Annotated in this window: 17 protein-coding genes and 1 pseudogene; 6 read left to right on the top strand and 12 right to left on the bottom strand. The window is 64.3% G+C overall.

The genetic code is table 11. The features are described 5' to 3' along the window. Nucleotides 1–4 precede the first annotated feature (4 nt). Nucleotides 5–475 (bottom strand): dUTP diphosphatase, encoded by a 471-nt coding sequence (dut, locus tag CRO48_RS19205; RefSeq protein ID WP_097141482.1) that lies wholly within the window; start codon nucleotides 473–475, stop codon nucleotides 5–7. Nucleotides 476–572: 97 nt separating this feature from the next. On the opposite strand from dut, the gene CRO48_RS19200 reads away from it, so the two are divergent. Then, nucleotides 573–2,156 (top strand): peptide chain release factor 3, encoded by a 1,584-nt coding sequence (locus CRO48_RS19200; RefSeq protein ID WP_097141481.1) that lies wholly within the window; start codon nucleotides 573–575, stop codon nucleotides 2,154–2,156. Between the two features lie 139 nt (nucleotides 2,157–2,295). Here the strand turns inward: CRO48_RS19200 and CRO48_RS19195 are convergent. Together CRO48_RS19195 and CRO48_RS19190 are read right to left on the bottom strand one after the other, a co-directional pair. Next, nucleotides 2,296–3,156 (bottom strand): annotated as a pseudogene (locus tag CRO48_RS19195) (DUF2182 domain-containing protein); the annotation flags it as partial. Between the two features lie 3 nt (nucleotides 3,157–3,159). Next, nucleotides 3,160–3,798, bottom strand: coding sequence for a DUF1326 domain-containing protein (locus CRO48_RS19190; protein WP_097141479.1), 639 nt, complete (start codon nucleotides 3,796–3,798; stop codon nucleotides 3,160–3,162). A gap of 317 nt (nucleotides 3,799–4,115) precedes the next feature. Between CRO48_RS19190 and CRO48_RS19185 the strand changes: the two genes are divergently transcribed. Continuing rightward, nucleotides 4,116–4,946, top strand: a complete 831-nt coding sequence (locus CRO48_RS19185) for a class II glutamine amidotransferase (RefSeq protein WP_097141478.1) — start codon at nucleotides 4,116–4,118, stop codon at nucleotides 4,944–4,946. A 31-nt stretch (nucleotides 4,947–4,977) separates the two neighbouring features. On the opposite strand, the gene coaBC is transcribed toward CRO48_RS19185, so the two are convergent. From coaBC to ubiE, 5 genes are all read right to left on the bottom strand, one after another. Continuing rightward, on the bottom strand, nucleotides 4,978–6,204 hold the full coding sequence (coaBC, locus tag CRO48_RS19180) for a bifunctional phosphopantothenoylcysteine decarboxylase/phosphopantothenate--cysteine ligase CoaBC (protein ID WP_097141477.1): 1,227 nt from the start codon (nucleotides 6,202–6,204) through the stop codon (nucleotides 4,978–4,980). A 132-nt stretch (nucleotides 6,205–6,336) separates the two neighbouring features. Beyond that, nucleotides 6,337–7,134 carry an ion channel gene (locus CRO48_RS19175; protein ID WP_097141476.1) on the bottom strand — a complete coding sequence of 266 codons (798 nt, stop codon included), beginning with the start codon at nucleotides 7,132–7,134 and terminating at the stop codon, nucleotides 6,337–6,339. Between the two features lie 149 nt (nucleotides 7,135–7,283). After that, nucleotides 7,284–9,080 (bottom strand): arylsulfatase, encoded by a 1,797-nt coding sequence (locus CRO48_RS19170; protein WP_097141475.1) that lies wholly within the window; start codon nucleotides 9,078–9,080, stop codon nucleotides 7,284–7,286. A 211-nt stretch (nucleotides 9,081–9,291) separates the two neighbouring features. Next, on the bottom strand, nucleotides 9,292–10,866 hold the full coding sequence (gene ubiB, locus CRO48_RS19165; RefSeq protein WP_097141474.1) for a 2-polyprenylphenol 6-hydroxylase: 1,575 nt from the start codon (nucleotides 10,864–10,866) through the stop codon (nucleotides 9,292–9,294). A 119-nt stretch (nucleotides 10,867–10,985) separates the two neighbouring features. Then, nucleotides 10,986–11,765 carry a bifunctional demethylmenaquinone methyltransferase/2-methoxy-6-polyprenyl-1,4-benzoquinol methylase UbiE gene (gene ubiE / locus CRO48_RS19160; protein ID WP_097141542.1) on the bottom strand — a complete coding sequence of 260 codons (780 nt, stop codon included), beginning with the start codon at nucleotides 11,763–11,765 and terminating at the stop codon, nucleotides 10,986–10,988. Between the two features lie 209 nt (nucleotides 11,766–11,974). Here ubiE and mutM point away from each other — a divergent pair, with 209 nt between their 5' ends. The 3 genes from mutM to dnaA all read left to right on the top strand — a co-directional run bounded on the left by mutM (nucleotide 11,975) and on the right by dnaA (nucleotide 15,859). Next, on the top strand, nucleotides 11,975–12,865 hold the full coding sequence (gene mutM / locus CRO48_RS19155; protein ID WP_097141541.1) for a bifunctional DNA-formamidopyrimidine glycosylase/DNA-(apurinic or apyrimidinic site) lyase: 891 nt from the start codon (nucleotides 11,975–11,977) through the stop codon (nucleotides 12,863–12,865). A gap of 301 nt (nucleotides 12,866–13,166) precedes the next feature. Next, entirely contained in the window at nucleotides 13,167–13,433 is a 267-nt protein-coding gene (gene rpsT / locus CRO48_RS19150; protein ID WP_097141473.1) for a 30S ribosomal protein S20, read from the top strand. Nucleotides 13,434–14,308: 875 nt separating this feature from the next. After that, on the top strand, nucleotides 14,309–15,859 hold the full coding sequence (dnaA, locus tag CRO48_RS19145) for a chromosomal replication initiator protein DnaA (RefSeq protein WP_097141540.1): 1,551 nt from the start codon (nucleotides 14,309–14,311) through the stop codon (nucleotides 15,857–15,859). 389 nt (nucleotides 15,860–16,248) lie between these two features. On the opposite strand, the gene hemW is transcribed toward dnaA, so the two are convergent. The 4 genes from hemW to rph form a co-directional block, all read right to left on the bottom strand. Continuing rightward, nucleotides 16,249–17,445 (bottom strand): radical SAM family heme chaperone HemW, encoded by a 1,197-nt coding sequence (gene hemW, locus CRO48_RS19135; RefSeq protein WP_097141471.1) that lies wholly within the window; start codon nucleotides 17,443–17,445, stop codon nucleotides 16,249–16,251. Nucleotides 17,446–17,453: 8 nt separating this feature from the next. Then, on the bottom strand, nucleotides 17,454–18,098 hold the full coding sequence (rdgB, locus tag CRO48_RS19130; RefSeq protein ID WP_097141470.1) for an RdgB/HAM1 family non-canonical purine NTP pyrophosphatase: 645 nt from the start codon (nucleotides 18,096–18,098) through the stop codon (nucleotides 17,454–17,456). Between the two features lie 11 nt (nucleotides 18,099–18,109). Further along, nucleotides 18,110–18,550, bottom strand: a complete 441-nt coding sequence (locus tag CRO48_RS19125) for a VOC family protein (protein WP_097141469.1) — start codon at nucleotides 18,548–18,550, stop codon at nucleotides 18,110–18,112. Nucleotides 18,551–18,811: 261 nt separating this feature from the next. Further along, complete coding sequence (gene rph, locus CRO48_RS19120) at nucleotides 18,812–19,528, bottom strand: ribonuclease PH (RefSeq protein WP_097141468.1); 717 nt, start codon at nucleotides 19,526–19,528, stop codon at nucleotides 18,812–18,814. Nucleotides 19,529–19,698: 170 nt separating this feature from the next. On the opposite strand from rph, the gene hrcA reads away from it, so the two are divergent. Continuing rightward, a complete protein-coding gene (gene hrcA / locus CRO48_RS19115; protein ID WP_097141539.1) occupies nucleotides 19,699–20,781 on the top strand; it encodes a heat-inducible transcriptional repressor HrcA in 1,083 nt (360 codons plus the stop codon). Nucleotides 20,782–20,831 lie beyond the last annotated feature (50 nt).

Raw genomic sequence — 20,831 nt, 5'->3', positions numbered from 1 at the left:
TTCCTTAGACCCCGGTCGAACCGAAGCCGCCCGCACCCCGCTCGGTCGCGCCCGCCTCCGTCACCTCGCGCACCTGCGCCTGCACGACCGGCGCGATCACCATCTGGGCGATGCGCATGCCGCGATCGATGACGAAATCCGCCGCACCGAGGTTGACCAGCAGCACCTTCACTTCGCCGCGATAGTCGCTATCGATCGTGCCGGGCGTATTCAGGCAGGTAATGCCGTGCTTGAAGGCGAGGCCGGAGCGTGGGCGGATCTGTGCCTCGTAGCCCTCCGGTATCTCGAAGATGAAGCCGGTCGGCACCAGCGCGCGGCTGCCCGGGGCAAGCACCAGCGTCTCGCCGGTCTCGACCGCGGCGCGCAGGTCCATGCCGGCAGCGCCGGCCGTTTCGTACGCCGGCAGATCGAGGCCGGCGCCATGCGGCAGGCGGACGAGGTTCAGGGTCGGGTGGGGAGCGTGTCGGATGTTCATCCCCCATTTGCGGATCGGCTGCTGTCCGGGTCAAACGCGAATTGAAAGTTTTCCACGGAACCGTTACATAGCGCGCGATCAACAGGATTTTCACGACATGGCAGAAAGTCTCGCCGAGGCGGTCTCCCGCCGCCGCACCTTTGCTATTATCGCCCACCCGGACGCGGGCAAGACGACGCTGACCGAAAAGCTGCTGCTGTTCGGCGGCGCGATCCAGCTCGCCGGCGAGGTCAAGGCCAAGAAGGACCGCATCCAGACCCGCTCGGACTGGATGAAGATCGAGCGCGAGCGCGGCATCTCGGTCGTGACCTCGGTGATGACGTTCGAATATGAAGGCAATGTCTTCAACATTCTCGACACGCCCGGCCACGAGGACTTCGCCGACGACACCTACCGCACGCTGACGGCGGTCGACGCGGCTGTCATGGTCATCGACGCGGCAAAGGGTATCGAGCCGCGGACGCTGAAGCTGTTCGAGGTCTGCCGCATGCGCGACATCCCGATCATCACCTTCGTCAACAAGATGGACCGCGAGAGCCGCGATCCCTTCGAGATCCTGGACGAGGTCGAGGAGAAGCTGGCGCTCGATTGCGCGCCGGTGACCTGGCCGATCGGCCGCTCGAAGACCTTCTGCGGCTCCTACCACCTCTCCACCAACGAGGTGCGCGGCTCGGATACGCAAGAACGCCTGACCCGCGTCAACGATCCGGAGACGGCCTCGCATCGGCTGCCGGAAAACGAGCGCGCGGCGTTTGTCGACGAGCTTTCCCTGGCGATCGAGGCCTGCAAGCCGTTCGATAAGAAGGCTTTCCTCGAAGGCCACCTGACACCCGTTTTCTTCGGCTCGGCCTTGCGCAATTTCGGCGTGCGCGACCTCATCAATGCGCTCGGTGCCTTTGCCCCGCCGCCGCGCGACCAGGTTGCCGACACCCGCACCGTGCATGCTGCCGAAGACAAGATGACTGCCTTCGTGTTCAAGATCCAGGCGAACATGGACCCGAACCACCGCGACCGCATCGCCTTCGCCCGCGTCTGCTCCGGCAAGCTGGAGCGCGGCATGAAGGCGCGGCTGTCGCGCACTGGAAAGCAGCTTGGTCTCACCGCGCCGCAGTTCTTCTTCGCCTCGCAGCGCCAGCTTGCCGATACGGCCTATGCCGGCGACGTGGTCGGCATTCCGAACCACGGCACGCTGCGCATCGGCGATACGCTGACCGAGGGCGAGGCGCTGGTCTTCGAGGGCGTACCGAACTTCTCGCCGGAAATCCTGCGCCGCGTCCGCCTCGAGGACGCGATGAAGGCGAAGAAGCTGAAGGAAGCCCTGCAGCAGATGGCCGAAGAGGGCGTCGTGCAGCTGTTTTCACCGGAGGACGGTTCGCCTGCGATCGTCGGCGTTGTCGGCGCGCTGCAGCTCGACGTGCTGAAGGAGCGCCTGCAGGCGGAATACGGTCTGCCGGTGTCTTTCGAGATGTCGCGCTTCTCCGTCTGCCGCTGGATCTCGGCCGACAGTCCCGTTGACCTGGACAAGTTCGTCACCGCGCGGCGTGGCGACATCGCCCGCGATCTCGACGGCGACCCGGTGTTCCTGGCGCAGGACGCGTTCTCGCTGCGCTACGAGGCCGAGCGCTATCCGGCGATAAAGATGGCAGCGATCAAGGAGTATCACGTCGCCAAGGCGGCGTGAGGCCCCTCATCGCCGCCTTTGTCGGCTGCTCCGGCGTAGTCGAAGGAAGAAGATCGTGGACGCCCGCGTGGTATTTGATCCACGCGGGTGTTTTCATGCCGAGAGCCGCCAGCGACAGCCGCTGCAGCGGTTCCGCGTGCGCCATCCCGCGCAGCATCAGCCATGCGCCGGCGGCTATCAGAACGACGCCAGCGGCGCGGCCCATGCGGTCGCCGCCGGGCAGAAGCTTCTCCGCCAGCACGAAGATTGCGATCACGGCGATCCACAGGATGTTCATCACCCCGCCGACGAACAGCAGCAGCATCAGCGGCCAGCAGCAGCCGACGCAGTAGGCGCCGTGGCGCATGCCCATGAGAAACGCACCGGCCGCATCGCGCCTGAAGCCGCCGGCGGCCTGCAGGAAGGCGGCCGGCGCGCGGCACTTGCCGAGGCATGCGCTCTTCAGCGGTGTCCATTGGTAGAGCCCGGCCGTGATCAGAAGGGCTGCGCTGAGAAGGGGGCTCGCGCTGTCCAGCATCGGCGTGATCAGCACCGCCTGCTCCAATATCCACTGTGCCAGCGTCGCTGCGAGCGAAAACAGGAACCAGACTGCAAGATAGCCGGCGCAGAACACGCCGGTTGCCGCAAAGGGGGCCCCCTTCGCGCTCGCATGGCGCCCCACCCGGGCATAGAGGAGAATCATCGGCGCGGCTGACGGCAGCATCATACCGACCATCATCACGAACCACATGGCGACCACGAGCACCGTATTGTCCGAGTTCCATCCCGCCGGCGCCACGTCGGAGGTCTGCATACCCGACATGTCCATCCCCGGCATATCCTCCATTCCCGGCATGCCTTCCATGGTGCCCGCGCCGTTCACCGGCACGTGGGCCGCGCCCATGGATCGGGCGAGCGAGAGCAGGTAGAGCCAGGCTAGCACCGTCATGACAACCAGGCACACGGCGACGATTGCCCGGTCGCGCTTGAGCAGCCTTTCGAGTGCTGGGTCTCCCATGATGTTTCAGCCGTGGACGACGCCGGCGCCGGTCATGTGCAGCCTGCTGAAATGGGCGTGGCTGTCGGCAAGCGAGAGCTCGATCGGTCCCTTCGTCTCCGCCCAGCCGCGCCCCACCTCGCATGTGTCGTATTCGAACCCGTGCGGCAGGGTGATGCGGGCGCGGTGGTCTTCTCCCGTCACGGGATTGCGGATGGGCTCGCCACGCGTATCCATCCATCCGGGGATGACGATCCGGGCGGTGCGAGCGTCGATGTCCAGATCGAAGTCGATCCGGCTGAAAACCGGGTCGTGTACCGTAGCGAAGGTGGTGGCGAAGACGGCGAAGAAGGTCGCGCCCGGATCGGTGTCCTCTCCGCTCATGATGCGCAAGAGCGCTTCGCGCTGTTGCGGCGTCGCCCGCTCGTCGACGATCGGCACGCATTGGCCGCCGCCCTCGTGGATCGCGCCGGGCCATGCGACGATCATGGCGATCCGCAACCCGTCGAGCCGGGTTTCGCCGTGAAAACCATCTTCGATGTCGATCGCACCGACCGCATAACAAGTGCCGTGCGTCGGCAGCGCGTTGAACTGGCACGGGCATCCGTAGGCGCAATTGCAGTGAATGAACTCGCGTCCCTGAAGCTTCCACTCGACGTTCGCCATGACGCCCTCCGAAGCCGTATTTAATTGATTGCTAATTAAATACCCGCATCTTCACCTTGTCCAGCCAAGTCCGGGTCTCCCGCCATCCCGAAAAGCTGTTGAAGCACACGACAGGCGCCGGCAAAGCCCTCGCCGGGCAAGTACGCCTGAGAGGGGATGTCGCGCGGTGCTCCCGTCGTGACTGGAGGAGCGAACATGGTTTCCGGAAATTTACTTTCGTTAACGCATTTTTACCCATTTTCGATGATTCTGACACCAGCACATGCATGCATTCGTCCCTTCGGCCGCTATGGCCGGCAGCCAAGCGAGTTGAGCCTATGTGCCGTTGGGCAGCCTATCGCGGTGAACCGCTTTTCCTGGAGGAAATCGTCTCCTCGCCGGCGCATTCGCTGATCGTGCAGTCGCATTGCGCCACCCGCGCCAAGACGGCGACGAACGGCGACGGCTTCGGCATCGCTTGGTATGGCGAACGCCCGGAGCCAGGCCGCTACCGCGATATCCTTCCGGCCTGGTCGGACTGCAATCTCAAGAGCATTGCGCGGCAGATCCGCTCAAGACTGTTCCTCGCCCATGTCCGTGCGGCAACCGGCGGCGGCACGCGCCGCGACAATTGCCATCCTTTCGTCCATGGGGTCTGGTCGTTCATGCACAACGGCCAGATCGCCGATTTCGAACATCTGCGCCGGCCGATGGAGACGATGCTCGACAACGATCTCTATGCGGCCCGCACCGGGGCTACGGATTCGGAACTTCTGTTTCTGCTCGCCCTGCAGTTCGGCCTCGCTCACGATCCCCTGACCGCCATCGCAGAGGCGATTTCCTTCGTCGAGCGGCTGGCGCAGCATCTGGAGCGTAAGGTGCTGGTGCGCTTCACGGCCGCCCTTTCCGATGGAAAGACCCTCTACGCGATCCGTTACGCCACCGATGATCGCGCGCCCACGCTCTACGCCGCGCCAATGGGCGGGACGGGTGGCTATTGCCTTGTCTCCGAGCCGCTGAACGACGACACCGAGGCGTGGGTGGAGATTCCGGACGGAAGCGCTGTGGTGCTCGGCGAGGACGGCGTCGACGTCCGACTGTTTTCGCCAGCCGCCCGCCTGGCGCCAAAGACGGCGCAACGGCGACCGGACCTTGCTGTCGTGGGTTGAGCGGGAAGAGGTGAGCCTTTAGGCGAGGGCGCTAGCGAAGCTCCGTCAGCCGTGTTGCAATAAGGTTCGCCAGCCTTTCGGCGACCTCTTGCTTCGACAGCTCGGGCCATGCGTCGATGCCGTCGCTGCTGACGATCTTCACGTTGTTGCGGTCGCCGCCCATGATGCCGGTAGCAGGCGACACGTCGTTGGCGACGATGAGGTCGGCGCCCTTGCGCTTCAGCTTGTCGCGGGCATTCGCCTCGAGGTTCTGGGTCTCAGCGGCAAAGCCGACGACGAGCCTGGGCCGCGCCGCATGGTGGCCGATCGTCTTCAGGATGTCGGGATTTTCTGCCAGTTGCAGCGGCGGCGGCGCCTCGCCGGGCTTCTTCTTGATCTTCTCGCCCGCCGATGCCGCCACGCGCCAGTCGGCGACGGCTGCGACCATCACGGCGATGTCGGCGGGCAGGGCCGCGACAACCGCGTCCAGCATCTCCTCGGCGCGTTCGACGTGGACGACGCGGACGCCTGATGGGTCGGCGATTTCCACCGGACCGGAGACGAGCGTGACCTCGGCCCCGAGCTTCGCAAGGGCTGCTGCGATCGCATGGCCCTGCTTGCCCGAGGAACGGTTGGCGATGTAGCGCACGGGGTCGATCGGCTCGTGCGTCGGTCCTGACGTGACGATCGCGCGCCTGCCTGAAAGCGGCAAAGGCTGGCCGCCTGCGCGGGCATCAAGGAGCCCTTCGACGGCTGCCACGATCTCCAGCGGTTCGGCCATGCGGCCAAGTCCCGCCTCACCGCCTTCGGCCATCTCTCCGGCCTTGGGGCCGACGAAGCGGATGCCGTCGCCGGCAAGCGTTTCGGCATTGCGCAAGGTTGCGGGATGGGACCACATTTTCGGGTTCATCGCCGGCGCGATCAACACCGGCCGGTCGGCGGCGAGCAGCACTGTCGAGGCGAGGTCGTCGGCCAGGCCGTTTGCCATTTTCGCCATCAGGTCGGCAGTTGCCGGCGCGACCAGCACCAGATCGCAGTCCCGTGCCAGCCGGATGTGGCCGACGTCCTGCTCGTCCTCGCGCGAAAAGAGATCGGTGAAGACGTGGCCGGACGAAAGCGCGCCGACCGCAAGCGGCGTCACGAACTGCTGCGCGCCGGCGGTCATGACCGGAATGACCCTGGCGCCGCGCTCGCGCAGGCGGCGGATCAGGTCGAGGCTCTTGTAGGCCGCGATCCCGCCAGAGATGATCAGAAGAATGCGCGTGTCCTTCAGGGTCATCGGCCGTTCCTGTCCTTCAATCGTTCGCCTGCAGCACGATGGGCAGGCGTCACCGTTCCTATCGCCTAAGTCGGCCTTTTCCAAGCACAAGCGCGTCGCCCGAAAGGATAGCCGCGTTTTCGACCGCCGGCGTCACGTGCCCTCGTCGGGAATGTTCAGCACGTGGCCGCAGGCCTTGCAGTGGACCGCGTCTGCGTCATGGCGCTTCAGGCCGCATTGCGGGCAGGGAAAGGGCACCTTGTGCGGCTTGACGATCGTCTGAGCCAGTCGAACGAACAGCGAGATGCCGATGATCATGGTGACGATCGAGGTCAGCTTGCCGAGCGTGCCGGGGAGCGTGATGTCGCCGAAGCCGGTGGTGGTGACAGTGGCGACGGTGAAATACAGCGCATCGACGAAGCCGCTGACGTTCTCGCCATAGAAGAAGGTCGAATAGACGAAGCCGGTGACGAGGAACAGGAAGACCAGGAAATTGACGCAGGCCTGGATCGTATCCTCGTAGTCGGAAAGGCCCTGACGGCGAAGGAGCAGCGAGAACAGCCGGCTCTGGCTGATCGACCAGATGCGCAATGCCCGCAGGAAGGCGAAGTTGGCGAGCTGGTTGGGAAAGAGCAGGGTGGCCAGGATGACGAGGTCGATCCAGGTCATCGGCCGGGCCAGCCAATAGCGCAGGTTTGGCGCCACCAGCATGCGTGCCACGGTCTCTAAGGTGATGATCGCGGCCACGACGTAGTCGACCAGGAGATAGGCATTGCCGGCGCGCAGATAGGGGCCGGCGATGAAGAAGACGATGATGGCGAGGTCGATGACCATCATCGCCAGCTGGAAGGCGAGCGCGCGCGGATCGCTGCCGAAATAAAGGCCGCGCAGGTGCCGGCGCAGCGCCTGCATCGTCGTTACGGGCCCTGCACTGTCGTCTCGCTCTGCCATTTGCTGCAATTTAAGGCGCGCGTTCTCCGGGTCAAGCGGCACAGGCGCGCTGGCCGGTGCGCCCGGCGGAAGTCGCCCCGGTGGGATGTTCCGCCGCCGGCATTGCCGCCCCGCCCGGACGCAAACTGCTAGCCGGGCCGGGCGGCGTGTTACTGCGCGCGGTGCTGCAGCACGTCGTCGAGCATGTTGTTGAGGCCGCCGCGGATGCGCTCGAGATCGAGGTTCTGCTTCAACGCCTCCCTGCGCTTGATGCCGTCGAGCGTCGATTCCATCACGTTGGCGGGATTGAAGCTCGGCGGGAAGGAGCGAGGCGGGAAGTCCTTGAACGTCGCCACGAACGTGAAGACGTCGTCCATCATCCCATAGGCGCTGCCGACGTGGTTGAGCTGCCAATCCCAGAACGTATTGGAGGTGATGTCGGCGCGTTCGAACGGATCCTGATAGAGGTTGAAGATCTTCTGCAGCCGCAGCGTGGTGAAGGGTTCCGCCCAGACCCCCATGGTCCCTTCCTTGCGCTGCTCGGAGAAGACGTACTTGTAGTCGCCGTGCCGCATGGCTACCAGCAGCCCGTCGTCGTCGGAATAGAAGAACTTGTCGCGGGCGCTCTTGACGCCGTTGTTGACGGTCGCCGTCCCGCGTACGGTGCGCAGGAACGTCGACTGGTCGTAGCCGTCCAGGTGTACCTTGTAGTTCAGTCCGTTGGCGGTATAACCCGCCTTCAGCTTTTCGACGATCTGCGGCTCGCCGGCGATCGCGCAGAGCGTCGGCACCCAGTCGTTGTGACTCATCAGTTCGTTCGTCACCGTCCCCGGCTCGATGACGCCCGGCCAGCGCACGAAGCATGGTACGCGGAAGGCGCCTTCCCAGTTGGTGTTCTTCTCCGAGCGGAACCAGGTCATCGCGCCGTCCGGCCAGGTGTTCATGTGCGGGCCGTTGTCGGTGGTGTAGAGGACGAGGGTGTCGTTCGTCACCCCCATGTCGTCCAGCGCCTGCAGCAGCGTGCCGACCGTGTCGTCATGCTCCATCATGCCGTCGATGTATTCGCTGTCGCCGTGCTGGTAGCGGCCGCGGTGGCTGTCGCGCACATGGGTGCGCAGGTGCATCCGCGTGGAATTGAACCAGCAGAAGAAGGGCTGGCCGGCGGTCTGCTGCCGCTTCATGAAATCGATCGCTGCCGCAGAGGTCTCGTCGTCGATCGTCTCCATGCGTTTCTTCGTAAGCGCGCCGGTGTCCTCGATCGTCTGCTTGCCGACGCGGCCGAAGCGCGGATCCTCGGTCGGATCGTCGACGTCGGTCGCCTTGCAGCGCAAGACGCCGCGCGGGCCGAACTTGGCCAGGTAAGCGGGGTCTTTCGGATAGTCCGGCAGTTCCGGCTCCTCCTCGGCGTTGAGGTGATAGAGATTGCCGAAGAATTCGTCGAAGCCGTTCACCGTCGGCAATGTCTCGTTGCGGTCGCCCACATGGTTCTTGCCGAACTGTCCGGTTGCATAGCCGAGGTTCTTCAGCAGCCCGCCGATCGAGGGATCGAGCTGGCTCATGCCCATCGGCGCGCCGGGAAAGCCGACCTTTGTCAGGCCGGTGCGGATGCCGTGCTGTCCGGTCAGGAAGGCCGCCCGGCCCGCCGTGCAGGATTGTTCGGCATAGTAGTGGAGGAACATCAGACCCTCGCTGGCGACGCGGTCGATATTCGGCGTGGGGTAGCCCATCAGGCCGTGCGTGTAGGCGCTGATGTTGGCGATCCCGATGTCGTCGCCGAAGATGACGAGGATGTTGGGCTTGCCGGATGCCGTGGACGGCTGCTGTTGATCCTGTGATTGCGTTTGGGCATTCGCCGCCGAAGGCACCACCAGAGATGCGGCGGTCAGTGCGCTCCCCGCAAGCAGAAGGTCGCGGCGGCTGAGTGCGCGCTCGCTATTGGGTCTGTCGTCGTGATCATTTCGCTGCATAGTCACGTGCTCCATTTCATGATGGGAATCAGTCATGATGCATGCGTGCTGCTGGATCGGTTCTCCTCCCGTCGACGATCGGTTTCGCGTGGCATTAGTCCGCGTAATTGCCGACGATGCAACCGGAATATCGGTTGAACCATTTTGGCACACGCGGAAGGCACCGCGCGTTGCGGTGCAGCGCGGAAGGAGCAAAAAGCGTAAGTTTTTACTAACCTAACGACCAGGCGATGTAGGTCAACGCCGCCGCGATTATCCAAAGTGCCACGCGGCCGGATCGGCCGTGCCGCGCCTCGGACCTGCCGATCGCCTCTGCGGTGGCCTCGTCGAACCGGAACCCCTTGTCCGCCATCGTCGCAAGATCGAGCGAGAGCTTTTCCGCCTTGGCGGCGATCTCCGGTGCGGCCTCGGCAAGACGGAGCGCCGCATGTGCGCCCTCGCGCAGGTCGGCGAGGATGCGCTTCGGCCCGAGATTGTCGCGGATCCAGCCGCCGACGACGGGTTCGGACGCCTTCCACATGTTGAAGCGGGGGTTCAGCGTGCGCGCCACCCCTTCCACGACGACCATCGTCTTCTGCAGCATGACGAGTTCGGTGCGTGTCTCCATGTCGAACAACTCCGTCACCTCGAACAGGAGCGTCAGGAGCTTCGCCATCGAGATCGTCTCGGCCGGCTGGCCATGGATCGGCTCGCCGATGGCGCGGATCGCCTGGGCGAAGCTTGCGACGTCATGGTGCGAGGGGACGTAGCCGGCCTCGAAGTGGACGTTCGCCACGCGCACATAGTCGCGTGTGATGAAGCCGAAGAGTATTTCGGCGAGGAAGCGGCGCTCCTTGCGCCCCAGCCTGCCCACAATGCCCATGTCGACGGCGACGATGTGTCCCTGCGGATCGACGAACAGGTTGCCCTGGTGCATGTCGGCATGGAAGAAGCCGTCGCGCAGCGTATGGCGCAGGAACGACTGTATCAGCGTGTCGGCGAGTGCGTTCAGGTCGTGGCCTGCCGCACGCAGGCCCTCGATGTCCGACATCTTCACGCCGTCGATCCACTCCATGGTGACGACGTCACGGCCGGTGCGCTCCCAGTCGACCTTTGGCACGCGGAAGCCTGGGTCGTTCGCCGTATTCTCCCCGAGTTCGGAGAGGGCGGCGGCCTCCAGCCGCAGGTCCATCTCCACCTTGGTGGTCTGCTCCAGCGTGCGCGTCACTTCCACCGGTTTCAGCCGGCGCGTATGCGGCAGCAATCGCTCCTGCAGGTGCGAGGCGGCATACATGGCCTGGAGGTCATGGACGAAGCGCTGGCGCACGCCAGGGCGGATCACCTTGACGGCGACGCGGCGCTCGCCATCCTTGTCGCGGACGACGGCGGGATGCACTTGGGCGATGGAGGCGGCGGCGATAGGTTCGCCAAAGCTTACATAGAGGTCGCCGATCGAACGCCCCAGCGAGCCCTCGACGGTCACCTTCGCCGCAGCCATCGTGAAGGTTGCCATGCGGTCCTGCAGGGAGGAAAGATCGTCGGCGATCGCCACCCCCACGACATCGGGCCGGGTGGCGAGAAACTGACCCATTTTCACGTAGGACGGGCCGAGCCGCTCGATCGCATGGGCGAGGCGGGCGCTCCGGCCTTCGTCGGGCTTGCGCCTCCGGGCGAAAAGCCCGGCGACGCGGGCGAGAAAGCGCGCGGAGGCCGGCAGATCCTGCAGCGGCAGTTCGGTGACGACGCCCTCGCGCACAAGGACCCATCCGACGCGGGCAAGCCGGAGATAGGCAGCGGGGCTGCTCATGCACGTGCACCGCGGGCGTGCGGGGCGCCAGTGAGAGCGGACGATCTCATGCCAACGGCCGCAGCATCACGCAGGGCGCGCTGGCACACGATCGCGGTATTGAAGCAAGCCTGCATGCGTCAGAGCTTCCAGCCGGAATGCAGTGCCGCGATGCCACCGGTATAGTTGGTAAAGCTGACGCGGGAAAATCCGGCCGTGCGGATCATCTCGGCGAAATCGGCCTGGTTGGGAAACTTGCGAATCGATTCGACCAGGTACTGGTAAGGCTCGGCCTCGCCGGTGACCATCTTGCCGAACTGCGGGATCGCCTTGAACGACCAGGCGTCGTAGAACCGATCCAGCAGCGGCATCTCAACCTCCGAGAACTCCAGCACGAGCAGCCTGCCGCCGCGCTTCAGCACCCGGTAGGCTTCCGACAGCGCCACGTCGATGCGGGGCACGTTACGGATGCCGAAGGCGATCGTATAGGCGTCGAAGGTGTTGTTCTCGAACGGCAGTTCCTCGGCATTGGCCTCGACGAAGTCGAGATTGGCGGAAAGCCCTTTCTTCGCGGCCCGGTCGGCGCCGACGGCCAGCATCGAGCCGTTGATGTCGAGTACGGTGGCGTGCGCCAGCCGGTTCGACGCCTCGACGATGCGGAACGCGATGTCTCCGGTGCCGCCGGCAACGTCCAGCGTGCGGTAGGCGGCGTCCTTGCGCGGGTTGAGGGCTGCAATCATCGCATCCTTCCAGGCCCGGTGCAGGCCGGCAGACATGATGTCGTTCATGATGTCGTAGCGCTTGGCCACCTTGTGGAAGACGTCGTTGACGAGCGCCTGCTTTTCGCCCTCGGCCACCTTCCGGAAGCCGTAGGAGGTTTCCATGCCGCCATTGGCCGAGGTGCGGTCCCGATCGCTCATCATCGTTTCTCCTGCTTTTGCGCGTTGGGGCGCGTGCCGCCCCTTTCGCGCCGCGATTGCAGCACAGAACCCGTAGCGGCATCCCGCCCCGACCTGCGGCATCGTCGCGCTGGTATATAGGATAAAGATGGGCAATAGGGAATTGCCAGCCCGCGGCAAATCCGCCGCAGGGTTAAATCGCACGCGTGAAACAGCATCAGGAGTTTGTGATGCCGGAATTGCCGGAGGTGGAAACGGTCAGGCGCGGACTGGCGCCGGTGATGGAGGGTGCTGTGATCGACCGCGCCGAATTGCGCCGCCCGGACCTGCGCTTCCCCTTTCCCGCCCGTTTCGCAGAGGCGCTTTCGGGCAAGCGCGTCGTCGCACTCGGTCGGCGCGCAAAGTACCTGCTGATCGATCTGGACGGCGGTGACGTCGTCATCGCCCACCTTGGCATGTCCGGCTCGTTCCGGGTTGTGGGGGCGGGGGAAGAGGTCGCGCCCGGTGACTTCCATATGCCGCGGGGAAAGGACGAGCGGCACGACCACGTGGTGCTGCATCTTCAGACCCCGAACGGTGCGTGCCGCGTCGTCTATAATGACCCGCGCCGCTTCGGCTTCATGGACCTTGCCCGCCGCGAAAGCCTTGCCGAGCATCCCTATCTTCGCGAACTCGGCATCGAGCCTACTGGCAACGCTCTCGATCCCGCCTATCTCGGCGCGCGATTCCGTGGCCGAAGCCAGCCGTTGAAGGCCGCCCTGCTGGACCAGAAGACGATTGCCGGCCTCGGCAACATCTATGTATGCGAGGCCTTATGGCGCTCGCATCTCTCGCCGGAGCGGGCGGCAGGCAGTCTCGTGACAGCGGCGGGAAAGCCAAGAAAGGAACTCGTGTTGCTGACGGAGGCGATCCGCACGGTGATCGCCGAAGCGATCGAGGCGGGCGGCTCGACACTGCGCGATCACATCCGAGCAGATGGCTCGCTCGGCTATTTCCAGCATTCCTTTTCCGTCTACGACCGCGAAGGCGGGGCATGCCGCACGCCGGGCTGCGCCGGCACGATCGGCCGTCTTGTCCAGTCTGGCCGTTCGACCTTCCACTGCACCGTGTGCCAGAAGTAGATGATGCGGCAAGGCCGACATCAGGCACGGCTATCTGGCTATAGCTCCTTGGCCTGGAGGCGCCGCCCGGGGCAGGGTGGCTCAAGTGCCGCATTTTGAATCGGTTCGGCGCATTTCGCGTCCCGATTTCTTCAATTTGCGCGTTGACGGGCCGGCCAATTCCCGCTATACGCCGCCCCACAGTTTGGAAAGCCGCTTCCAAGGTTTTCCGAGATTGCTCCCGAATTGCTCAGATGACAGGTCGCAGTGACCCGGCACGGCGAAGGCGGAGTTCGCGTCCGGTTTCTGAAGAGAGGCATCCATGGCCAATACCACTTCGGCGAAAAAGGCGACCCGCAAGATCGCTCGCCGCACCGATATCAACAAGGCTCGCCGTTCGCGCGTTCGTACCTTCGTTCGCAAGGTCGAAGAGGCGCTGGCAGCAGGCGACGCCGCAGCAGCGGCTGCAGCCCTCAAGGCCGCACAGCCCGAACTGATGCGCGCTGCGACCAAGGGCGTTCTTCACGCCAACACCGCGTCCCGCAAGGTTTCGCGACTCGCTCATCGCGTAAAGACGCTCTCTGCCTGATTTGACGGCACGAGCTATGCAATTTTGATGGAGCCCGGCGGTTGCGCCGGGCTTTTTCTTTGCCTTTTTGTCGCCGCTATGGTTAACGTGCAAAGCTGCGCCCATGTCAAAGGCATGACAGGAAAAATCATTTAAAATCAGTTATTTATAAAAGGATGGCCGCGGAGTTGTCGCCATCGCTGGGAGCAATTGGGGCGCCCTTGGAGTCAAGAAAATTATTATTTTTCTCGATTCGCGCGCGCGTTGAAACGACCCCAAAAACAAAGCCATTGATTCATAACGGATTCTTCCGCAGTCCCCCATTTCCGAGGCAAATTGCACAGTGTGAGTCAACGGCTGCGTCTTAATCTCGTGTAAAATTCGCCATTGATCTTACCGGGTGATCCTGCCTAAATGCCTTCCACAGGGGGCGCACACATAAGTGCATACGAGACACCGAACATCAGCCTTACGGGCCGGTGGGAAAGAGTTTCGGCCCTGTGCGGAGCGCATAGCTCCGTTTCATCTGAAATCCGAAGCAGTCGACTGGCCGCCGCAAGGCAAGGGCCGGAGCGGTGAAACTTTCGCCGTTGTTCGACTGCATCCTGCGGAGGCCGCGAGGACGGCGCCGAAGGAAATCGGAGAGGAAGTGAAAGGCAGAAGACGGTCGCGCGATCTGTACGAGGAGTTCGCGTTGTCCGGGCGGCAGGAAGTTGGAGCGGTCGAAAGGCAGGTTCCGGCAGATGGCCCGTTGTGCTGGTCGCGTTCGGAGTGGGGCGTGCGACCGGCAAGGCCGAGATCGTATCGCCGATGGCTCCGGTGATGCGGCCTGGGACGAATGAACATGGGCCCGGCATGACGTGCCGGTGCGTCGAATGAACTTGAAAGGCGGCAAAATGCAAGCAAACACGGCCACGTCTGTCGGTGCATATGCGAATGGGGAAAGCGTACTCAAGGCAGTCCCGGCAAGCAGTGAGAAGCCAGGGGACAAATCCGAGACCAAGCATGACGCCCTCTTTGAACGGGTCAGCACGCGCCTCAAGGCGCAGGTCGGCCAGGACGTCTTTGCGAGCTGGTTCGGCCGGCTCAAGCTCCATTCCTATTCCAAGACCGTCGTCCGGCTCTCAGTGCCGACGACCTTCCTGAAATCCTGGATCAACAACCGCTACCTCGAGCTCATCACCTCGCTGTTCCAGCAGGAAGAGCCAGAGATCCTGAAGGTTGAAATCCTGGTTCGTACGGCGACCCGCGGCGCCCGGCCCGTGGGCGTCGAGGAAACGGCGGCGATCGCCGATGCGGCCCCGGTCGCCCAGGCCCGCCGCTCGACGGGTCCGCAGCCGATCGCACAGGCCGTCAGCGGTCTGACGCCGCCGGCGCCGCTGCGTCAGCCGGCGCAGACGCCGCTCTTCGGTTCGCCGCTCGACGCGCGCTATACCTTCGACAGCTTCGTCGAGGGCTCGTCCAACCGTGTGGCGCTTGCCGCGGCCAAGACGATCGCGGAGGCGGGTGCCGGTGCGGTGCGTTTCAATCCGCTGTTCATCCATTCCAGCGTCGGCCTAGGCAAGACGCACCTGCTGCAGGCAATCGCCAATGCAGCCCTTTCCAGCGCGCGCAGCCCGCGCGTGGTCTATCTGACGGCCGAATACTTCATGTGGCGGTTTGCCACGGCCATCCGCGACAACGATGCGCTGTCGCTGAAGGAGACGCTGCGCAACATCGATCTGCTCGTCATCGACGACATGCAGTTTCTGCAGGGTAACTCGATCCAGAACGAGTTCTGCCATCTGCTCAACATGCTGCTCGATTCCGCCAAGCAAGTCGTGGTCGCTGCAGACCGCGCGCCCTGGGAGCTGGAATCGCTCGATCCGCGCGTCCGCTCCCGTCTTCAGGGCGGCGTGGCGATCGAGATGGAAGGACCGGACTACGAAATGCGTCTCGAGATCCTGCAGCGTCGCCTCGAGGTTGCCAAGCAGGAGGACGGCTCGCTCGACATTCCCGCGGAGATCCTCAGTCACGTCGCGCGCAACATCACCGCCAGCGGTCGCGAACTGGAGGGCGCCTTCAATCAGCTGCTGTTCCGGCGTACCTTCGAGCCGCAGCTGACGGTGGAACGGGTTGACGAGCTGCTCGCCCATCTCGTGGGTGCCGGCGAACCCCGCCGCGTACGTATCGAGGATATCCAGCGCGTCGTCGCAAAGCACTACAACGTCTCGCGCCAGGAACTGGTCTCCAGCCGCCGCACGCGCGTTGTCGTCATGCCGCGCCAGATCGCCATGTATCTGTCCAAAACCCTGACGCCGCGCTCCTTCCCGGAGATCGGGCGTCGGTTCGGCGGACGCGACCATACCACCGTGTTGCACGCCGTGCGCAAGATCGAGGATCTGGTCGCCTCCGATACAAAGCTCAGCCACGAGATTGAGCTTTTGAAGCGCCTGATCAACGAATAGCTGGCATACGCGCCTGGGGGTGCGGCCCTTGAGCCCGGGAGCGCGAGGCCCCGGGCTCTTTTTTTGTGCGGTTGCTGAGCTGGCTATGGATGCGGCCGAAGCTTGCGAATCCGGCTTTCTCGGGTGGTTCGCCGGGGCGAAGGCAGCACGCGTCGGCTTCGGTCAGGGAGACCGTCATGCCTGTCTGTCGATCACAATCGCGGCCGCCTTTCAGGTGTGGACAGCAGGAGGGCATCGGGGTCGGCGGCTACCCCCTCCTGAAGAGCCGGTTCAATCCGGTCGCGAGAAACATCGCCGTCACGACCGGCCGGCACATGGGGCCGGTGGTCGAAGGCAGCGTCTGTTTCAGGCTGGTGTGAGCGTTGCTGCTTGCTGGAACGATCTCGGCCTCAGCAGGCGAGATCCGCCACAACGGCGTCGAGGATCAGCATGCCGGCGGGCGTGCAGCGCAGGCGGGAATTGCCGAGGCGCTCGAGGAAGCCGTGGTCGATGAGGAATTGCTCGCGCGCCGGATCGGGGTCATGGCCCGAAAGCGCCTGCCAGCGGGCGAGATCCACCCCCTCGGTGAGGCGCAGCCCCATCAGGAGCAGTTCGTCGGCCTGTTCCGACAACTCCAGCACCGCCTGATCCACCATGCCGTGCGCATTTTCCTCCACGAGCGAGAGCCAGGTCTCCGGATGGCGCTCGGTGGCCGTCGCTATCTTGGCTCCACCGGTCGACAACCGGCCATGGGCACCGGGGCCGATGCCGACATAGTCGCCGTAGCGCCAGTAGGTGAGGTTGTGCCGGCTTTCGGCGCCGGGGCGGGCATGGTTGGACACCTCGTAGGCGGGCATGCCCTCGCGCGCCGTGATCTCCTGCGTCGCCTCGTAGAGGACGGCCGACTGTTCGCCGTCGGGAACGATCAGTTTGCCGGCCTTGTGCAGCCCGTAGAACGGCGTCCCCTCCTCGATCGTCAGCTGGTAGAGGGAGAGGTGGTCGACGGCATAGGATACAGCCTGCTTCAGCTCGGCATCCCATTCTGCCACCGTCTGGTTCGGCCGGGCATAGATCAGGTCGAAGGACATGCGCGGGAAGATCTCGCGCGCCAGACCGATCGCCTTCAGCGCGTCTTCGACGTCGTGCAGCCGGCCGAGGAATTTCAGATCGCGGTCGTTCAGGGCCTGGACGCCGAGCGAGACGCGGTTGACACCGGCCCCGCGATAGCCGCGGAAGCGCTCGGCCTCGACGCTGGAGGGGTTGGCCTCCATGGTGATCTCGATACCGTCGGGCATATGCCACTGGCGCGCGATCCCCGACAGGATCGCGTCGACCGTCGACGGTCGCATCAGGGAAGGTGTGCCGCCGCCCATGAAGACGCTTGTGACCGTGCGCGGGCCGGTCAGCCGCCGCATCGTCTCCATCTCCTTCAGGAAGGCGGAGACGAACCGGTCCTGGTCGACCGGCTGATGGCGGACATGACTGTTGAAGTCGCAATAGGGGCATTTGGCGGCACAGAACGGCCAGTGCACATAGACGCCGAAGCCGGGGTCCAGCGGATCGTCCGCAATCGGCTGTCTCGGTGCGAAAGGGGTGACCGCCGTCATCTGCTGCTCTACGCTTCCAGGCAGGTTTCGACGAAACGCTTGAAGGCGCGGGCGCGGTGCGACAACGCCTGGGCCTCGCCGGGCTTCCAGCCGTGCTTTTCCTCAGCACTCATCTCGCCAAACGTGACCGTGTGGCCTTCCGGCTGGAAGATCGGATCATAGCCGAAGCCCTGGCTGCCACGCGGCGGCCAGACGACGGTACCGTCGATCTCGCCGCGGAACATCTCGGTATGCCCGTCCGGCCAGGCAAGGCAGAGGACGGATACGAAGCGGGCGGTGCGATCGGCCGGTGCCGTAGCCCCTTTCTCGCCCAGCGCGTTTTCGACTTTCTCCATCGCCATGGCGAAGTCGCGGCTGCCGTCTTCCTTTTCTGCCCAGTTGGCGGTGTAGACGCCGGGTGCGCCGCCGAGCGCATCGATGACGATTCCCGAATCGTCCGAGAGGGCAGGCATGCCGGCAGCCTTGGCCGACGCCAGCGCCTTGATAGCCGCGTTCTCCTCGAATGTCGTGCCCGTCTCGTCCGGTTCGACGAAGTTCAGGTCGGCGGCCGACCTGGCCTCGAAACCGAGCGGGCCGATCAGATCGCGGATTTCGCGGATCTTGCCGGCATTGTGGCTGGCCACGACGATCGTACGGGTATCGAGCTTGCGCATGTCTGTTCCTGTCAGGTCGGGTCGCCAGGGTTGAGGCCCCAGAGGCCGGGTTCGGCGCATTCGAGGCTGTTTCCGGCGGGATCACGGAAATAGATGGAGCGGGCGCCATTCGGCCAGCGGAAATCCGCCTCGATGGCGACATCTGCTTCTTTCAGCTTTTCCACCCAGAAATCAAGCGCCGTGGCCGATGCGCGAAAACAGACATGGCCTTGTCCCGTCATTCCGTGCACGGGCACGGGAAAAGCCTGCGGGGGCGGCGGCACCACGGTCTCCTTCGGATTGAAGATCAGAAGGACGCCGGGCCCGCAGCGGAAGAAGACATGGCGGTTCGCCTGTCGCGTGATTTTCTCAAGGCCAAGCAGGCCGCCATAGAAGGCTTCGGCCGCGTCGAGGTTCTCTGCGTAGAGCGCGGTCTCGAGGATGCCGGCGAGGAGGTTGTCCGGATCGGCCATCTATGTTTCTCCCGCCTCGCGTCTTTCCGGGGAGGCTGAGAGGTGCCGCCGGCGCCTCTCTGCCTCCAAGGGAAAGGGTGCCCGAAGGGCAGGTGAGGGGCAAGGGAGAAGTTCCGCGGCCCTGCGGCATCTCACCCCCGGGTGGGGGCAAGATGCCGCAGGGTCAAGGCAAGAGAGATGCGCTCCGCATGCGCCGCAATCCTCTGGACCCTCACCGCCTCAGCGCTTCTGCCCTCGCGAAGAGGAACTGGGGCCGGCCTCTCAGGCGACTGCCTGCTTCTGCATCTCGACAAGCTCGGCGATGCCGGTCTTGGCAAGACCCATCAGGCTGGCGAACTCTTCTTCCGTGAAGGGCTTGCCCTCGGCCGTGCCTTGGATCTCGACGATGCCGCCCGAGCCGGTGATGACGAAGTTTGCATCGGTTTCGGCAGCCGAATCCTCGAGGTAGTCGAGGTCGATCACCGCCTGGTCGGCAAAGATGCCGCAGGAGATGGCGGCGATATGGTCCTTCAGCACCTTGTCGACCTTGATCATGCTGCGCGTCTCCATCCATTTCAGGCAGTCGTGCAGGGCGATCCAGGCGCCGGTGATCGATGCCGTGCGTGTGCCGCCGTCCGCCTGGATGACGTCGCAGTCGATGGTGATCTGGCGCTCGCCGAGCGCGGTCAGATCGACGATTGCGCGCAGCGACCGGCCGATCAGGCGCTGGATCTCCTGGGTGCGCCCGCCCTGCTTGCCGGCTGCCGCCTCGCGCCTCATGCGCTCGCCGGTGGCGCGCGGCAGCATGCCGTACTCGGCCGTTACCCAGCCTTTGCCGCTGTTGCGCAGCCACGGCGGCGTCTTTTCCTCAAGGCTTGCGGTGCACAGCACATGCGTGTCGCCAAATTTTACCAGACAGGAACCCTCCGCATGCTTGGAAAAATTGCGCTCGAAGGTGACCTTGCGCATCTGGTCGGTCTTTCTGCCTGACGGCCGCATCGCGTACTCCGTTGTTCATCTTTGAGGTCTGCGGTGCTTCTAGCGCATAAGACCGAGAATCGAAATCGATTTCGCGGGCGCTCTTCCACCGCGCTTGCAGGCGAATGTGCTTGTGCGGCACGGTGGGCAGCCCCTATATTGAGGTCAATGAGAAGGTTTGTTCGATCGGCATGGTACTGAGGACTCCCGCGGACACGGACGTATATGCGGCGCTGGACGAGCGCGCCGGCGAGATTTTCCGCCGGATCGTCGAGAGCTATCTGGAGCACGGCGAGCCGCTCGGCTCGCGCAATCTCTCCCGCATCCTGCCGATGTCGCTGTCGCCGGCTTCGGTTCGCAACGTCATGAGCGACCTCGAGGCGCTTGGCCTGATCTATTCTCCGCATGTCAGCGCCGGCCGTCTGCCGACGCAACTGGGCCTACGCTTTTTCGTCGATGCCTTCATGCAGGTCGGCAAGGTCTCCGAGGAGGATCGGGCGTCGATCGACCGGCATGTCCATCGTCCCAGCCACGGCCAGAGCGTCGAGACGATGATGGCCGAGGCGAGCCGCATGCTGTCGGGCATGTCGCGCGGCGCCGGCATCGTCATCACGGCGAAGAACGATACGGTGCTCAAGCACGTGGAGTTCATCCGGCTGGAACCGACCAAGGCGCTGGTCGTGCTCGTCGGCGACCATGACCAGGTGGAGAACCGCATCATCGAGCTGCCAGCGGGAACGACCAACTCGCAGTTGACCGAGGCGGCGAACTTCCTGAACGCCCATCTGGCGGGCAACACGATATTCGAGGCGCGCACCAAGCTCGAAAGGCTGCGCCAGCAGGTGCGCGGCGAGCTGGACGCGCTGTCGCAGGATCTCGTCGAGCGCGGCCTTGCGGTGTGGTCCGGCGGCGATGAGGAGGAAACCAAGCCCACCCGGTTGATCGTTCGCGGCCGCGCAAACCTGCTGGAGGGGCTTGCCGGTGCCGAGGACGTCGATCGGCTTCGGATGCTGTTCGACGACCTGGAAAAGAAGGACAGCCTGATCCAGCTCCTGAACCTCGCCGAAAGCGGGCCGGGCGTCCGCATCTTCATCGGCTCGGAAAACAAGCTGTTTTCGCTTTCGGGCTCGTCGCTGATCGTCGCGCCCTATCGCGACAGCGACGAGCGCATCGTCGGTGCTGTCGGGGTGATTGGCCCGACGCGGCTGAATTATTCGCGGATCGTGCCGATGGTGGACTATACTGCACAGTTGATGTCCCAGCTTTCGCGCTGATGCGCCGCCGACCGGCGGATGAGTTTTCCAATGAGCCTTGATTTTTTCGG

The organism is Rhizobium subbaraonis, from assembly GCF_900220975.1.
GTDB lineage: Bacteria > Pseudomonadota > Alphaproteobacteria > Rhizobiales > Rhizobiaceae > Mycoplana > Mycoplana subbaraonis.
Note: the sequence above shows the minus strand (reverse complement) of the source record. Positions and strands in the feature narration are given on the sequence as shown.

Bases quoted from the DNA above. Each gene is read 5' to 3' on its own strand.
- dnaA (WP_097141540.1), top strand. From the start codon at position 14,309: ATGCAAGCAAACACGGCCACGTCTGTCGGTGCATATGCGAATGGGGAA.
- coaBC (WP_097141477.1), bottom strand. From the start codon at position 6,204: ATGACCCTGAAGGACACGCGCATTCTTCTGATCATCTCTGGCGGGATC.
- dut (WP_097141482.1), bottom strand. From the start codon at position 475: ATGAACATCCGACACGCTCCCCACCCGACCCTGAACCTCGTCCGCCTG.
- rpsT (WP_097141473.1), top strand. From the start codon at position 13,167: ATGGCCAATACCACTTCGGCGAAAAAGGCGACCCGCAAGATCGCTCGC.
- hrcA (WP_097141539.1), top strand. From the start codon at position 19,699: ATGGTACTGAGGACTCCCGCGGACACGGACGTATATGCGGCGCTGGAC.
- CRO48_RS19185 (WP_097141478.1), top strand. From the start codon at position 4,116: ATGTGCCGTTGGGCAGCCTATCGCGGTGAACCGCTTTTCCTGGAGGAA.
- CRO48_RS19170 (WP_097141475.1), bottom strand. From the start codon at position 9,080: ATGCAGCGAAATGATCACGACGACAGACCCAATAGCGAGCGCGCACTC.
- CRO48_RS19190 (WP_097141479.1), bottom strand. From the start codon at position 3,798: ATGGCGAACGTCGAGTGGAAGCTTCAGGGACGCGAGTTCATTCACTGC.
- rph (WP_097141468.1), bottom strand. From the start codon at position 19,528: ATGCGGCCGTCAGGCAGAAAGACCGACCAGATGCGCAAGGTCACCTTC.
- mutM (WP_097141541.1), top strand. From the start codon at position 11,975: ATGCCGGAATTGCCGGAGGTGGAAACGGTCAGGCGCGGACTGGCGCCG.
- rdgB (WP_097141470.1), bottom strand. From the start codon at position 18,098: ATGCGCAAGCTCGATACCCGTACGATCGTCGTGGCCAGCCACAATGCC.
- ubiE (WP_097141542.1), bottom strand. From the start codon at position 11,765: ATGAGCGATCGGGACCGCACCTCGGCCAATGGCGGCATGGAAACCTCC.
- ubiB (WP_097141474.1), bottom strand. From the start codon at position 10,866: ATGAGCAGCCCCGCTGCCTATCTCCGGCTTGCCCGCGTCGGATGGGTC.
- CRO48_RS19175 (WP_097141476.1), bottom strand. From the start codon at position 7,134: ATGGCAGAGCGAGACGACAGTGCAGGGCCCGTAACGACGATGCAGGCG.
- CRO48_RS19125 (WP_097141469.1), bottom strand. From the start codon at position 18,550: ATGGCCGATCCGGACAACCTCCTCGCCGGCATCCTCGAGACCGCGCTC.
- CRO48_RS19200 (WP_097141481.1), top strand. From the start codon at position 573: ATGGCAGAAAGTCTCGCCGAGGCGGTCTCCCGCCGCCGCACCTTTGCT.
- hemW (WP_097141471.1), bottom strand. From the start codon at position 17,445: ATGACGGCGGTCACCCCTTTCGCACCGAGACAGCCGATTGCGGACGAT.